Genomic DNA, 14589 nt, shown 5'->3' with positions numbered 1-14589 from the left:
ACCGTAAAATGGCCGGGATGGCCGTTTTTTATCAGTGAAAACCATTAGTCGGAAATGTTTGATAGCAAGAACTGGTGTCTTTTAAATTTTCGTGCGCCGAATTTTCGTTTTCAAGTCGTTTGTTTGTCGTCATGCCTATCCGGCGCATCGGCGCCTTTATAAACCACCCGATTGTTTTCCCACATCACCGCATATTGGCCGAGCTTGCGTTTTTTCTCTAATGCATTGGCAATGGCTTTATTCAATGCCATTTGAATCACTTGGCTTTCTTGTGAAGGGTGATTTTTGGCGAGTTTCATAAGCCGGCCTCATTTAAAAGATGTCCTGATTAGGAAGATGCTTCAGCTTGCCGAAGCCAAGTGTCCGAGCAGGGGCCAGGTCGTAGTCGCAAAAACTAAAATATGCTGTTACCCAAGCTCCAGCTTGGGTAACCTGATCAGGAAGCTCTAGCTTCCCGACAATCAAGAAAGAATGAACGAGCGAGTCGGGGTTGATTGAGAGTGTGCGGAGGTTGTGTCGGTCACTGGAAGCTGGAGCTTCCGGGGTTTCTTTCCCAAGCTGGAGCTCGGGAAAGAGCATGAATTAATTCGACTCCGTATTCTGGAGAAAGATTTGGGATAAAAGCCATCACGAAGACGATATTCAATCCGTTAGACCTTATGCCGATGTTCCGCAGTTTTTTGCTTCGGTTGAAAACGTTTCCGAAGCGGTTGAATTTGCATTGAAGGAAAAAACCAATTACTCGGCGATCCATCCGGCGATATCCGACCGCTTGGCGGCATTGTCGGCATCATTCAAGGCTCCGCAAGCGCCGGCAGAATCCGCGGCTACTCGATTGCTCGGCGCGATGGAGGCCAAGCTGATCTGCCGATTCAATGACGAGTGGCAAGTCGAGGCGCAGGAAAATTGGCAAGTCAGCCATAATGAATTTCGTTCATGGTCGGAAAAATACCAAGATCTGCGGGAAAAGGCGATACAAGATTTGAACGATACCGAATTGGACGAGCTGATTACAGCGGCTAACCGTTTGAACGACTATGCGCTTTTTGATAGCGCGAACCGGGAGCTGTTGCGCCGCTATCCTGAAAACTCAAGCGCCGCAATCAATTGTTTCTGGTACCGGTTGATCATTGAAAAAGATGAAAGCCAACTGGCGGATATTGAGAAATGGATGGAAAAATTCCCCGAATATTTGCCCAATCTGTGCCGCTACGCGATCGAGTTTTATAACGATGCAGGGCGTGAGCAAGAAGCCGAGCCATTTTACGAGCGCTTGGAAAATTGGGAATATCTGCGTAATTCCGCGCAGGAAGAGAGATCGCTGATTCTGGAATCCGACGAATTCATTCCACACGGCCTAGACCCCGACATCGTCGCCGATTTTGTCGACTATTTCGATCGGCACCCGGTCATTGCGAAGGTGTATCAGGTGCAAAAATCGGTCAAATACATGCCGGAATATCCTTGCTATGTGATCGCTTACCGAATCAAACCGAAATTTTGGCAGACGCAGGCAAAAGTCGACGAACAAGTTTCATCGTTCATCGATAACCCCTCTGTGTCAATATACCTGAGACACCGCCCCATGCATTAATTAGGGAACATTTTCGGAGAAAATCTCATGACTGACACAACCGTACAAGCTATTCCTCATGCCGCGGCGAACGCGGAGGACACGCAAGACGCCCGTAGGGCGGCTGAAGTGTCCTCCGCGTTCGCCGCGGAACCTTCCCGCATCACCAGCGAAGTGCTTGAAAAGGCCGCCCGCCGGACGTTTACCGCCGAATACAAAGAGCGCATCTTGACCCAGGCTGATGCGTGTAGCGAACCGGGCTGCATCGGCAAGTTGCTGCGCACAGAGGGATTATATTCCTCACATCTCAGCAAATGGCGCAGCGAACGTGAGCAGGCCATCCGCGCCGGTCTATCCAAGCCGCGTGGCCGCAAACCTTCGGACAAGAATCCGTTAGCCGCTGAAAATGCTCGTCTGCAAGCCGAAATTCAGCGTTTGCAGGCATGCCTAACACAGGCGGAGGCTATCATCGATGTCCAAAAAAAACTTTCGCAACTGCTGGGCTTGTGCGAGATTCCAGCCCACACCGGGAGAGCATCATGAAGGCCACGCTTGAACTCAGCCGTGAGGTTGGCGTTAAGGCCGCCTGCGAGGCGCTCAACTTCAACCGTGCCTCGTTTTATCGCGCACAACAAGATCGCTCTTCGTGGCCGGTCGAACGTCCGCGCCCGCCGCTGGCACTGAGTACGGACGAAGAGCTACACGTCCTGGCGCATCTGCACAGCGAGCGTTTCATGGATTGCTCGCCTTATCAGGTCTATGCGGCGCTGCTCGACGAGGGCGTTTACCTGTGCTCCATCAGCACCCTCTATCGCATCCTGGTGCGCCACCAGGAAGTGCGCGAGCGCCGCAACCAGCTTCGTCGTCCCAACTACACCAAGCCCGAGTTACTCGCCACTGCGCCCAACCAAGTATGGTCATGGGATATCACCAAACTCAAAGGCCCGGCCAAATGGACGTATTTCTACCTCTACGTCATTATCGACATTTTCAGCCGCTGCGTGGTCGGCTGGATGGTAGCGCACCGCGAATCCACCGAGCTGGCTAAGCGACTGATTGGCGAAAGCTGTACTCGGCAAACTATCCGTGAAGGCCAATTGACTATTCACGCCGACCGCGGCAGCAGTATGACCTCCAAAGGCGTCGAGCAACTGCTGGCTGACCTGGGCGTGACCAAAACCCATTCACGGCCCCATGTCTCCAACGACAACCCGTATTCCGAGGCGCAGTTCAAGACCTTGAAATACCGACCGGGCTTTCCGGCTCAATTCGGCGCTATCGAAGATGCCAGAAGCTTTTGCGGAACGTTCTTCGACTGGTACAACCATGACCACTATCACTCCGGCATTGCACTGTTAACCCCGGCCAGCGTTCACAGCGGCCAAGCCGTCGAGATAGTTACGCAGCGCACGCAAGTCCTGCATGCCGCATTCGAGCGCAATCCGGAACGCTTCAAAAACCGCCAACCCCATGCCCAAGCCGTACCTGAAGCCGCTTGGATTAACCCGCCCCCTTCACGGACGGCAAATGAGGCTCTCGACCAGGAAAACTAAACTCACAATCTACACTAATTTTTTATTATGGGTGTCTCAAAATCATTGACATATACCGAACTCCGGTTTGTCGCAAGACTATATGTTCATATCCGCCGACTCGGTGAAAGGATTGGAATCCAAGCTGAAAAAAGTCGAAGGTTCCGATGTTTATCGCAGAAAATAACCTAACGATCATGAAGTTACTCATCACCCCGGATAATGAAAGTACACAGAGTGGTGAGGGTGCGGTTATTCGCCGGACACGGTAAATGTCAGCATAGTTGTCGCCTCAACAATTCAAGGAAGGGCGGACTTGACCCTAAACACTGCAACTTGTTAGCTCAGCAAGTTAGCCACTAGAGATGAACTCTTTGCAACTTGGTCAGTGGCGCCAAGATCATTAAATTCTTTTAAAACATTTTGAAGTGAGTCATGAAGTATTTCATTGGACACTTCAACGTTTGGTAATTCTGACAACTTTTTCTCTATATCTTTTGAAGTGCCTGCTAGCTTTATGCTGGCTACCATTGCCACATAAAACTTAATATTTGTGATTGTCTTTCTTTCTAACTGTATTTCGCAATTCTCTGGCTTTAGATAAGTTTCAACAGTTTTCATTATTTGGATGGCTTTGAGATATATGTCAATTGGCTTATCCAAGCTAAATATTTTTTTATATTCGACATCGGAATTTATTAGTGTCGATGGCCTAGCCCTAGCACTATTTGGTTTTAATAGCATAATAGCCATCATTGCTTGCGCCATATAGGAAATACTTATGATCTTAGCAACTGGCATCCCTTGGTTTTTATAAAAGTTTTTCTTCCTATCATAGTAGTAACCGTTCGACTTTAGAAAATCTTCAATGTTTCTATGAATATCATCGGAGCTTCTTAGTGATGCTGGAGGAATAGATGTTTGACTATTTGTAGCTCGGATGATTCTATCTCTAGCTTCTTCATTCTCTTCACATATAACCCTTACAAGTACAGCCCTTTCATCACCCTCGTGGTCATCCAACTGAGAAAAGTATTGATATATTTCATGAGATGTTTGCAATCCATTAACAATTTGTGGATCTTCAATTGTAAGTTGCTTACCCGCCATTACTGCTTTAGGAGTAATGATGGTTACACCGTTATTCAGATACCAAAAGTTTTCTGATTCTTTATTTTCAAGTGTCTTCCGTATGCCAGTATTAACGACAACACTACCTTGATAATCTCGGACATTTGATTCGAAGATGCTGCGTGCCAATGAGCCAGAATCTGATATAAACTCGTAGTATTTAGAAAGGCTGACTAGACATAAATAACTACCAGCACTAGTACCAATTGGCGACTCTGCAACCTCAAGAAATCTTGATGTAGATGGCACATTCCTAGTCATTTCGAGAAGTTTGGATGAACCTATGAATTCGAATGAAAATTCAGCACCACCAAACATTTTAACAATATCTTCTTGGAGTTTTGGAACTTTGCCCGAAACATTTGGGTGCACTTCATCACCTTGAGTGGCATAGAAATATCGTATTTCCATCTTGGGAAACGTTTTTGCGAGCTTGGCGTAAGAATCCCTAAAAAGATTTACTTTATCAATAAGCTCTGAGTTGTATCGAGAAGAATAATCATTAGGGTTATTTGCCAGATTAAATAGATCTTGGGCTGATTCTCTGAACTTGGTGATGGCATCTTCTTTAAATGAAGCCGAGGTTTTTGACTGAATCATTATTAATTCAATATGATTTTTTTTCTGATTCGTATTTATTGCCGTGTCTTCTTTTAACGGCTCTCCATTTATAAAGGTATAGATCGAATCAATTCCACCATCTCCACCATCACCTACAATCCCGTAAGAGATGTCATCGTAAGTAAGGTCATAGTTCTTAAGTATTTCCGATGCCGAATATATTTCAAAATATTCCGACACCGTCAGTTCATCTTCAGACTCAGCACATCTCTCCTTGATTATTTGCTCAAGAATTATCTGATCATTTGTTTTTTGAACCATTTTCATTCCTTATTAATTTAATAGTGATGCGCCTTCAAAGAGCTAACGTAAAGCGCGGTAGGATGCGGTGAGGCACGAACCGCATCGTTCGAGTCATTCCCCTACCGCCATATCCGACAAATCGATGCCATTACCCCAATTTTCAGCATAAACCCCAGATATCACATAACGATGAAAGCTCGAATGCGGCCAATCTTTAACGCATCGCACCCAACCATGCTTGACGGGATTCCAATGAATATAATCTATGTGTTGCCGATAATCTGTTTCATCTCGAATCAGGTGCTCCCAAAATCGCCGTTGCCATAAACCGCGTTCTCCTCGGTTTTCTCGGCTTTTCGAAATCCTCTCACCTTTTGCAATCTGTCGGGAAAAATGCGTCTTGATGAGTCCCCAGCGAGTGGAAAATCTGAGTCCCCCTTCCGGTAGGGTCCAGATGCAATGCAAATGATCCGGCAATATGACTACCGCATCAATCTTGAAGGGGTGTTTGCGTTTCACATTGGTAAACGCCGTCCTTAATACATCGACAAGATCGGTCAATAGCCGTTTGCCACGACGCTCGGCCAAATTGACCGTAAAAACCAAGTGGCTCCGGGATGTTGAAAGCGGCGATATTCTGTCATCGATTACCTTTGTTCATTCACGTTTTTCGAACGATGCGGTTCGTACCTCACCGCATCCTACCGCGCTCCATTCACACATAACGACGTTATAAATTGGCGAAAGAAGCGTAGCGTATTGAGGTCAATTTCATAACCTTGTTAGCCCTCAATCTTAAAGCACTTATTCAACGATGGGACAGCCAAGTATGCACGCTTTGCTCGAAATGCCATCTTTCCCAATTGCTCTACAATTTCGATGGATCGTTGCTCCAAGACTGGTAGTTCTTCGTCAAATGGTGGGTCAGTAGCGGCCACAATTACAAGTGTGCAATCGCTGTAATCTTTGAGTGATTTGTTCTCAGCGGTGTCAGCGATCCAGGGCGCCAATGCATCCAATTGGCCTCCTAAGTCATAAACTCGTGTTTGGCCAAACCCTCGCACAGCCACGAGACGGTTATCCTCCGCTTCAGCTTGACCATCATGAGGCTTGGCAATTTCTATTCTGTCGATTGGATTTCTCTGTCCGTCAAAAACTTCAACGTCATAACCTTGGTTTCCAAGCACAGGACGAAATAAGGTTTCGGGCGAGTATAGCAGATGAGCAAACTGAGACAACGGCATCACTTCATTGACAAAGGCCTTGTAAAGTCCTTCGCCCCTCCGAGCCCGTTGCAATTCATCAGGATCCGACTCAACCCTATCACGAACCTCTTCTACAAAGGACTTCAGTTGATCTGATGTTCTGTACTGTTCTATTTCCGCTTCCAAGATCATTGTGTCGCTTCCTTGAGGGCTAACGGGTCAGATAAGGAGCGCCTAGGTGACTGCTTGATCTGATTGATGGCGCTACGTTCGATACTGTATGTCGTTTTGACATGCTCAAGCTCTTTATTCGACCCGATGGCTCCGCAAAGCAGAGCCATCAAGTTATTGTCCCGACCGGGCTAACATACGATTTTTCCAGCTCAACTGTCAATAATGCAGCTTCGAAGCTAGATTTTCTAAACTGTATAGCCTGCATTTCATTCATGACAAACCGATCGGGATAATACCGAAGCCACGTTTTGAATGACCGCAATGGACAGTTAAACATCTAAATTAAGAGGTGGGTATGGATCGGTTTTTGCCGGCCGTCTGTATCAGATTAGGTGGTGTTTCATAAACGCCAGCACTCCACACCTTTATAAAATCAGTTAATTCTCGAGTAAAAAGGAAGTAAATGCGGGTATCATTTTTCCTGAGCGATCAATTTTTCCAGTAAAAACGCATCGTCGAAATGTCTTCGGCCGACGAACGCTATCGCATGGCTGCCCCATTGACGCATCGCGCCGGGACTTTCAACGCCGAAAGGCCATAACAGGAATCTTTCGGCCCTTCGGCTGGCCTCGATAATGCCTTCAGGCCCGAACAGATTGCGCCGTTCGCCGTTGCCGATAGGCAGCGATCGCAAACGGTCGTAAGATTCGAAGCGATACGGCGCGGCGTTTGCGGCACCGGCTTCCGATACCTGCTGCAGATAATGCGTTCTGTTCGACAAGCGTAACAGCAAGCGTTTTTCGTAGGGATTAACCGATATTCGTTTCGGCGATAACACGGCTTCCGTTCCGTCTGCGTTTGGCAATGCGATGAAGCCTTTTACCGGAAACAGTTTGTAATAACAGCCGCAGGCATGAATGCTGTCGTAGGCGATCGGTAGGCCCTTGCGGTTCAATGTCACGCGCCAAATCACGCTGTCCAACTCGCCGCCATAAAGATCGAATGTTCCCGTTTTTTCGCGCGCCGGCATCCAGACTTGATAAATCAACTGCAACAAATTTTCGCCGTGAAAACGTGTATAGGAGTGTTTGACGTAGACTGTCGGTTTTTCGGTGTCGATCGACGGTTTGCCGTTCGCATCGAGCGTCACGGTGCCGATTAGATCGGTTTCGTTGCGCGTGTCGATTTCCCAGACCGGTGCGAATTGCGCGAACAGGATATCAAGTAGCTCAGTTTCGAACAGCGGAATTTGCAGCGGGTTGCGGTAGGCTTTGGCGAATCTATCGGCTGCTTCTTGCCGAGTGATCGACGCAGTTCGGGGCGGCGCGTAGCGGATCGGTTTGCCGGATACCGGAATTTGCTCGATCGGCAGTTGAAAGGGGGCGTTTAATTCATTGTGCAAGTCGTCGAGCGCAACCCCGGCGAACCAGCGCAGCAGCGGGTAGGCTCCGGCAACTCGTTGCCAAGTTTTGTAATGGTCGGGTACCGCGACTCGATCGGCTAATTCGGTTTTGTAGTCGGGTTTTTTAAACGAATCCGAACCGACCAGTGCGAGGCCGCATTCGTTGAGTCTTTGCCGAAACGACGAACCCGCAGGCAAAAGGGAAGTTATGCCGGCGGCCGCGTCTCGCGGCAAATTCGCGAATTCCGTCAGTCTTGCGTTCTCATCCAATTGCCGCATTTGTTCGAGCCACTGCGCGTAAGCCGAATCGGACATTGACTCACCGGCAAATGAAGCAAAAAAACGATTGCCGCGAAGATAGGGAAAGCCGGGAATCCGCATTTCGCCGGTATCCTCGGCGCCATTTGCGAAAACGGCATCATCGAGGTCTTGATAAAATTGCAAACAAGACGCTTGCTGTCCGCCCTGCGGAGCAATCAAAACGGTGTCGGTCGAGACACAGCCCGTGATGAATAGACATGACAATAAGGCGCTTCTCATTGCGGGCATCGTGGCAATCCTCGGTGAACAGGCATGAAAGGTCGTCATTGTCTTCAATTTTTCCAGTTGGTTTGCTCCCTTTATACTCAAGAATTGGCTAATCTTATTCTTAGGCGTTTTTTCGATCAGGAAGGAGAAAAGAGTCGGCCTGTGCGTTGGCAGCTGTGGGGATTAAGGCAGGTGTATTTGAGCGATGAAAGATGGCAGTAAAACGATTTCAGACGGCTGGGACATCGTTCCACACCTCGTCTTCATCGTTGTCCCAATCGTCGAGTGAGTGCGTCTGAGCATTCATCAAGTTTTGCCACTCGGCTTGTGTTTCACGCTGGCGCAGGAATAACGCGAAGTCCAAAATTTCCTGCACGAGGGGTTCCGGCATGGGTTTGATAGTTTGAAAAACCTGTTCGGCAAGGTCCATATTGGCTCACTCTTAATTTAATTGGTAGTTAGCGGAATATTAGCAAATCGAACTTAACCTAGCCAATATTGCCGGTTCGTTTCAATCATACTTTTACTTAGCTGGGCGGCTTATTCAACCCATACGCATCAAGCTAACACAGACCCCCGCTGATATACTCATCGTAGATCAAAATTCGGCACCGGGTGTCCGCCAAAGGACGCCGTGAATACATCCCTGTAGAGGCTCTATGCCAGCTCCATGCTGGCAAAGCCTTTGCCGCACACCCCGGTGCCGCCTCAGGCACTACCGAAATTTGAAGTACGAAAGGTATAAATCGCGACCTACCGCTTTCGGCGAGTCTAAATAGCGCAATTCGGGAAGCTCGGAGTCACGCCATTCCCGTATTCCGCTACGCTGACGGGCTACGTGCTTTAATAGAAACTTGGGAAAGAGTGGATATGGGTTGGCCGTCTTTAACTTTATGCGTATGGTTATTTAACCCGCTCCAAACGTTTTATATCCATCGTAGATGAAAATTCGGCCCCGGGGCCTCCACCGGCACTGCCGAAATTTGAAGTGCGAAAGGTATATATAAGCTAAAGTTTTAAATTGAGAATTGTTGATTTCATTGTTGCGGCTATTTCGCTGCGTAGTCTCATCCGGCCTTCCATAGCGCGATGACGTGACGTTTGTTTTTCGGGTTGATCACGGCAAGCGGCTTAGGTTTGTTGGTTTGGGACTTGCTAACGATCGGCAAAGGCGAGGAGCGTAAGGCCGAAATGCCGCAACAGGCTTAAAAAATAAGTCATTTGCCGCATAAAAAAAAGCGCTTTATTCGGAAGAATAAAGCGCCAAGGCCTTAACAAACAATCACAAAGGAGGAGGACACACAATGAAAGTATTTCTGCTTAGTTATCCTAAAGCATTTCCTATGCCAATTTTTTTTGTTTCAATATAAGCAATTGATATTAAATAATAAAAGTTTAGATTGGAAGCCCGGTCAATACGAGATAATCGGTTTTTAGGAGGAAACAATGGCTTTTAATGCCCAAAAGTAACGTTTTATTAAAGCAAACTCCCTGTTTTGGTGCATGAGTTGGGTGAGTTTGACAACAAGTTCTGCTTGCTTAGCTCCGGAGTATTGATGAATACATTTCGAAAAAATGAAAGCGGATGGCGGCCGCGTCAGGTTTTGTTGTTCAGCGGACACATGATCGATGCGCCGGATCGGGATAAACCCAGATTTCCAGCCGATAAGGAAGCTGTCGCCGCGAAAAAAATAGCCGATACCCTCGATACACTCGGCGCGGGTCCGGAAGATCTGGCATTGGCGCAAGGCGCCTGCGGCGGCGATATTCTGTTTGCCGAAGCCTGCCTGCAACGTGGCGTAAGACTTCATCTTTTGTTGCCATTTGAAGAATCGGCATTCATTCAGAAATCGGTACTGACAGGAGGTGAGTCTTGGCGGGACCGTTACTTCGCGATCAAACCGCACGCACAAATTAAAACCGCACCGGTCGAGTTGGGTCCGTTGCCTGAGGGTGTCAATCCTTATGAACGCTGCAATCTTTGGCTGCTATACTCGGCATTGGCTTACGGCACGGAAAAAGTGCGCTTCATTTGTCTCTGGAACGGAGAGGGCGGAGATGCCCCGGGAGGAACGGCGCATATGTATCATGAAGTGAACGATAAGGCCGGTCGAGTCTATTGGTTGAATACCCGGGAATTGTGGTGAGGCGCTTCGCGGATTGTATTGCGCCTCCTCTGGCATTGCCGAAATTTGAAGTGCGAAAGGTATATAAAGGGAGGAGTATGAAACAATGTTTTGTCATCCAAGGCTACGGTAAGAAAATCGATTACACCAACGGCCGGGAACTTGATCTCGATGCTTCTTACGAAATCATCAAAACGGCGGTCGAGTCGGCCGGGCTGGAATGCGTTCGCGCCGACGAAATCGTTCATTCCGGTACGATCGATGTACCGATGTACGAACGGCTGTTGAATGCCGATCTGGTCATTGCCGACCTGTCCACTTACAACGTCAATGCAGCTTTCGAACTCGGCGTGCGTTATGCTTTGCGGCCGCATACGACCATCGTTTTAGCCGAAGAGCAATTTAAAAGCCCTTTCGATATGTCGCATATCGTAATTCGTCGCTATAAACATTTAGGAGAAGAGGTCGGCTACAAAGAAGCTCGACGCCTCATGAAAGAGTTACAGGAGGCGATTAAACAAATTATCGGTAACCCTGTAACCGACAGCCCTGTCTATACTTATCTGCCGCAATTGAAGCCTCCGCAATTATCATCGCAACTGTTTAAATCGGTGGCTATACCTTCCGCACCGAAACCGTCCATTACGTTAGCTGGAGTTTCGCCGAGCCCGGTCGCGCAAATCGTCGGAGAGGATAATCCCAGCGCCAAGACGATGCTTGACAAGGCAATGGAGCGCATCAAAAACGACGACTTTTCGTCGGCCAGACTTTTGTTGCAAGAAGTTAATAAAATGCGTCCCGACGATTCGTTTGTGGTTCAGCAATTGGCCTTGGCAACTTATAAAAGCAAGCAACCTTCCGTTCTCGAGGCGTTGGGTGCGGCCTGCGAGATTCTCAAAGTATTGACCCCGGAAACTTCCAACAATCCGGAGACGCTGGGTTTATGGGGCGCGATACATAAACGCATGTGGGAGGAATGCGATCGTTCGGAATGCCTGGAAAAGAGCATATCCGCTTATGAACGCGGTTTTTATATCAAACAGGACCATTACAACGGTATCAATCTGGCCTACCTGTTGAATCAGCGAGCCCTTCATGCGATGCAAGACGGTAATTGCGAAGAGGCTTTGGCGGACTTTGTGCAGGCCAAACGCGTGCGTAAAGATGTTATTCGATTCGCGAGCCCGTTAGTCGACAAGTTGGAAGATAAGCATGGTCGTTATTGGGTGATCGCCACGCTCTTTGAAGCGGCGATAGGGCTTGGTGACAAACAGGCGGCAGCAAAATGGGACGCTCAGGCCAAAGCCATGGACGTACCGAATTGGATGCAGCAAACCCGTGAAACTCAAGCGATAAAATTGAAAGATTTGCTCACGCAATATGTAGAGTTGACCAACAATAACAATTAGAGGTGGGATGATGAACGCAATCGAAACGGCCGACAACATTTTATCGGGAAGCGAATTTCCGGATTTACCCGGCTTAAAAGAACTGATCGCAGTTCTGAAGGGTGAGCTGGAATTCAGTATAGCGCGCAGGGTTTTGGAAAAGGCTCGTGACATTTATCCTGAAGACATTTGGATCGTTCAACAGTTGGCTTTATGCACCTATAAGGACGAAGAACGCTATCCCAAGCATCGCTTCGAAGAAGCATTGACATTGCTGGAATCGATTGGTTTACGCGACTCGAAAAACCGAGACTCAGAAACCTTGTCGTTGGGCGGCGCGATTTATAAAAAGCTTTGGGAATTTTGCGGACAAATCGATCACCTTTATCAAAGCTTGTCGTTTTACCGGGCAGCTTTTGAAACCGATCCGGATCGTGATTTGGGTTATGCTGCGAATAATGCGGCTTATCTTTTAGACTTGCTCGCGGCGCGCGCCGAAAGCCTGGAGCAACGAAACGGCATTAAGACCAAGGAAGCGCAAAAATTCCGAAAAGAAGCATCGGACTTGCGCAAAAAGAGTTTGGAAAATTTGTTGGCTCGGCAAAACGATCCCGAACTGTCCAAAAATTATTGGTTTTCGGTCACAATCGGCGAGGCTTATTTCGGTCTAGCAGATTATGCCGAAGCGGGTGGATGGTTGGCCAAGGCACGAGATTCAGAACCGGAACCGAAAGAATGGGAACTTCAATCAACTTTTCGGCAATGGGTAAGATTGGCGAAAAATCAGGGTCTTGATGTCCCCGATGAAACGGAAGAACCGGAAACTTGGCATGAAGCCTGGCGAGCATTGCATCGACTGTTGGGCGACGAAACGGCCAATGCGTTGATGTGTTATCGCGGCAAGGTCGGGTTGGCTTTGTCGGGCGGCGGATTCCGCGCTTCATTCTTTCATCTGGGGGTGATGGCTAGGCTGGCAGAGGTCGATGCGCTACGCGGTGTCGATGTACTGTCGACCGTTTCGGGCGGCAGTATTTTGGGTACTCAGTATTATTTGGAAGTGCAGAAATTGCTGGAAGATTCGACGAAGAAGCTGGATCGCGATGATTACTTGGATGTCATCGAAATGCTGCAAAAAGATTTTTTGCAGGGCGTGCAAAGCAACATTCGTCTGAGGACGTTCAACGATTTTATCGATAATGTCAAGATGTTGTTTTCCAAGCGCTATACGCGCAGTCATAAATTGGGCGAGCTTTATGAAAGCAAACTGTATTCTCAAGTGGATGATGGTAAAGCCTACCTGCCTCGCAAAATGCCGGATTTAATGGTAGAGCCCGCGCACGGAAGGTACCAGGGAAAAGATTTCAGGCCGAATTTCCATAACTGGCGGCGGCGGGCCAAGGTGCCGATTTTGATGTTGAATACCACATCGCTGAATTCCGGCCATAATTGGTTCTTCACCGCCAGTTGGATGGGTGAACCGCCAGGATTGATCGACATCGATAGCAACGAACGCTATCGCCGGCTGTATTATTGGCAAGCGCCGGAAGACAGCCTCAGAAATTTCCGATTGGGCTATGCCACGGCGGCCTCGTCTTGTGTGCCCGGATTGTTCGAACCGCTCGTATTGAACGGTCTGTATCCGAAGCGTGCCGTCAAATTAGTCGATGGTGGCGTTTATGATAATCAAGGCATTCAAGGTCTGCTTGCGGAAGGGTGTACGCTGATTTTATGTAGCGATGCTAGCGGGCAGTTGAACGATTCCCATGATCCGGCCGATGATCCGGGCGGCGTGGTTTTGCGAACCGTATCTGTGTTGCAGGATAGAATTCGGGAAGCTCAATATCAAGATTTACAAGTCCGCTTGGATAGCAAGGCGTTGGAAAGTGTGTTTTTCGTTCATACCCGAAAGGGTTTGGCGCCTCAGCCTTTGGACTGGATAGGTTGCGACAATCCCGGCGGACAGACTAACGAAGAGCACCTGACAGCCTACGGTGTTTCGAAGGATCTGCAAGAAAAAATTGCAGGGCTTCGCACCGATCTCGATTCGTTTACCGAAGTAGAAGCGTATTCGCTGATGGCCAGCGGCTATTTGATGGCAGACCGGCAATTGAAGGATTTGGATCAACGGCACAAGGCGGAGGGGAATCCAGGTACCTGGGGCGATTTCGATATCCATGCAGAACCTCAAAAAAATTGGGAATTCTTGAAATTGAAAACCATTCTGGCCGAGAAACCAGGGCAACAGGCGACAAAGCAAAGAATGGATTTAGCTTTTCAATTACAGGTCGGAGGGAGTCTGTTCTTCAAAGCTTGTTATTTGGTCTCCGGTTTAAAGATTGCGGCATTCGGCGCTATCGGCTTCTTGCTTTGGGTAATGATCGAGCTTGTTGCCGCACAATGGAATAGTGTCGTGTTTTCGATGTCGGTCGGCGGTTTGATTGTCGTGCTTCTGGGTTTATTGGCGGCATTATTTCTTCCGGCGATAAAATGGTTGAATCCAAAGGAAGAGGTTAGAAGCATCGTAATAAAGGTTGCGATTGCGTTGACTGGCTACCTCATGGCCAAGCTGCATTTGCTGCTTTTCGATCGTCTGTTTTTGAAACGAGGCCGACTGGCGCGATTGCTAAGTTTGAAATAAACAAACCGTGTGCAATATAGGCCGGCAA

General features: G+C 48.2%; 10 protein-coding genes and 1 pseudogene. 5 read left to right on the top strand and 6 right to left on the bottom strand.

Translation table 11 applies throughout. The annotated features are described in order from the left end of the window. Positions 1-110 precede the first annotated feature (110 nt). Positions 111-299: a hypothetical protein gene (locus MEALZ_RS11600; RefSeq protein ID WP_014148828.1), complete on the bottom strand. Its 189-nt coding sequence runs from the start codon at positions 297-299 to the stop codon at positions 111-113. Between the two features lie 422 nt (positions 300-721). Here MEALZ_RS11600 and MEALZ_RS11590 point away from each other — a divergent pair, with 422 nt between their 5' ends. Then, positions 722-1594 (top strand): hypothetical protein, encoded by an 873-nt coding sequence (locus MEALZ_RS11590; protein WP_014148827.1) that lies wholly within the window; start codon positions 722-724, stop codon positions 1592-1594. A gap of 27 nt (positions 1595-1621) precedes the next feature. Beyond that, positions 1622-3126 (top strand): IS3 family transposase gene (locus MEALZ_RS11580; RefSeq protein ID WP_408607020.1). Its coding sequence is split into 2 segments (ribosomal slippage): positions 1622-2060 and positions 2060-3126, totalling 1506 coding nucleotides; the frame shifts between segments, so codons are not numbered across the junction. Between the two features lie 318 nt (positions 3127-3444). Here the strand turns inward: MEALZ_RS11580 and MEALZ_RS11575 are convergent. The 5 genes and pseudogenes from MEALZ_RS11575 to MEALZ_RS11555 form a co-directional block, all read right to left on the bottom strand. Continuing rightward, positions 3445-5118, bottom strand: coding sequence for an AIPR family protein (locus MEALZ_RS11575; protein ID WP_014148825.1), 1674 nt, complete (start codon positions 5116-5118; stop codon positions 3445-3447). Positions 5119-5211: 93 nt separating this feature from the next. Further along, positions 5212-5744 (bottom strand): annotated as a pseudogene (locus tag MEALZ_RS11570) (REP-associated tyrosine transposase). A 138-nt stretch (positions 5745-5882) separates the two neighbouring features. Continuing rightward, complete coding sequence (locus tag MEALZ_RS11565; protein ID WP_014148823.1) at positions 5883-6497, bottom strand: hypothetical protein; 615 nt, start codon at positions 6495-6497, stop codon at positions 5883-5885. A 454-nt stretch (positions 6498-6951) separates the two neighbouring features. Continuing rightward, positions 6952-8430, bottom strand: coding sequence for a hypothetical protein (locus MEALZ_RS11560; protein ID WP_014148821.1), 1479 nt, complete (start codon positions 8428-8430; stop codon positions 6952-6954). A gap of 208 nt (positions 8431-8638) precedes the next feature. Then, on the bottom strand, positions 8639-8839 hold the full coding sequence (locus MEALZ_RS11555; protein ID WP_014148820.1) for a DUF2281 domain-containing protein: 201 nt from the start codon (positions 8837-8839) through the stop codon (positions 8639-8641). Positions 8840-9965: 1126 nt separating this feature from the next. Here MEALZ_RS11555 and MEALZ_RS11550 point away from each other — a divergent pair. The 3 genes from MEALZ_RS11550 to MEALZ_RS11540 all read left to right on the top strand — a co-directional run bounded on the left by MEALZ_RS11550 (position 9966) and on the right by MEALZ_RS11540 (position 14561). Further along, complete coding sequence (locus MEALZ_RS11550) at positions 9966-10556, top strand: hypothetical protein (protein ID WP_014148818.1); 591 nt, start codon at positions 9966-9968, stop codon at positions 10554-10556. 77 nt (positions 10557-10633) lie between these two features. Continuing rightward, positions 10634-11944, top strand: coding sequence for a TRAFs-binding domain-containing protein (locus tag MEALZ_RS11545; RefSeq protein ID WP_014148817.1), 1311 nt, complete (start codon positions 10634-10636; stop codon positions 11942-11944). A 7-nt stretch (positions 11945-11951) separates the two neighbouring features. Then, the gene (locus tag MEALZ_RS11540; protein WP_014148816.1) at positions 11952-14561 is read left to right on the top strand and encodes a patatin-like phospholipase family protein; all 2610 of its coding nucleotides are present in this window, start codon (positions 11952-11954) and stop codon (positions 14559-14561) included. Positions 14562-14589: the final 28 nt, after the last annotated feature.

It is taken from the genome of Methylotuvimicrobium alcaliphilum 20Z, assembly GCF_000968535.2.
Lineage (GTDB): Bacteria > Pseudomonadota > Gammaproteobacteria > Methylococcales > Methylomonadaceae > Methylotuvimicrobium > Methylotuvimicrobium alcaliphilum.
Note: the sequence above shows the minus strand (reverse complement) of the source record. Positions and strands in the feature narration are given on the sequence as shown.

Excerpts from the sequence above, each read along its gene's own strand:
- MEALZ_RS11600 (WP_014148828.1), bottom strand. The coding sequence starts at position 299 with ATGAAACTCGCCAAAAATCACCCTTCACAAGAAAGCCAAGTGATTCAA.
- MEALZ_RS11560 (WP_014148821.1), bottom strand. The coding sequence starts at position 8,430 with ATGCCCGCAATGAGAAGCGCCTTATTGTCATGTCTATTCATCACGGGC.
- MEALZ_RS11540 (WP_014148816.1), top strand. The coding sequence starts at position 11,952 with ATGATGAACGCAATCGAAACGGCCGACAACATTTTATCGGGAAGCGAA.
- MEALZ_RS11565 (WP_014148823.1), bottom strand. The coding sequence starts at position 6,497 with ATGATCTTGGAAGCGGAAATAGAACAGTACAGAACATCAGATCAACTG.
- MEALZ_RS11555 (WP_014148820.1), bottom strand. The coding sequence starts at position 8,839 with ATGGACCTTGCCGAACAGGTTTTTCAAACTATCAAACCCATGCCGGAA.
- MEALZ_RS11545 (WP_014148817.1), top strand. The coding sequence starts at position 10,634 with ATGAAACAATGTTTTGTCATCCAAGGCTACGGTAAGAAAATCGATTAC.
- MEALZ_RS11575 (WP_014148825.1), bottom strand. The coding sequence starts at position 5,118 with ATGGTTCAAAAAACAAATGATCAGATAATTCTTGAGCAAATAATCAAG.
- MEALZ_RS11550 (WP_014148818.1), top strand. The coding sequence starts at position 9,966 with ATGAATACATTTCGAAAAAATGAAAGCGGATGGCGGCCGCGTCAGGTT.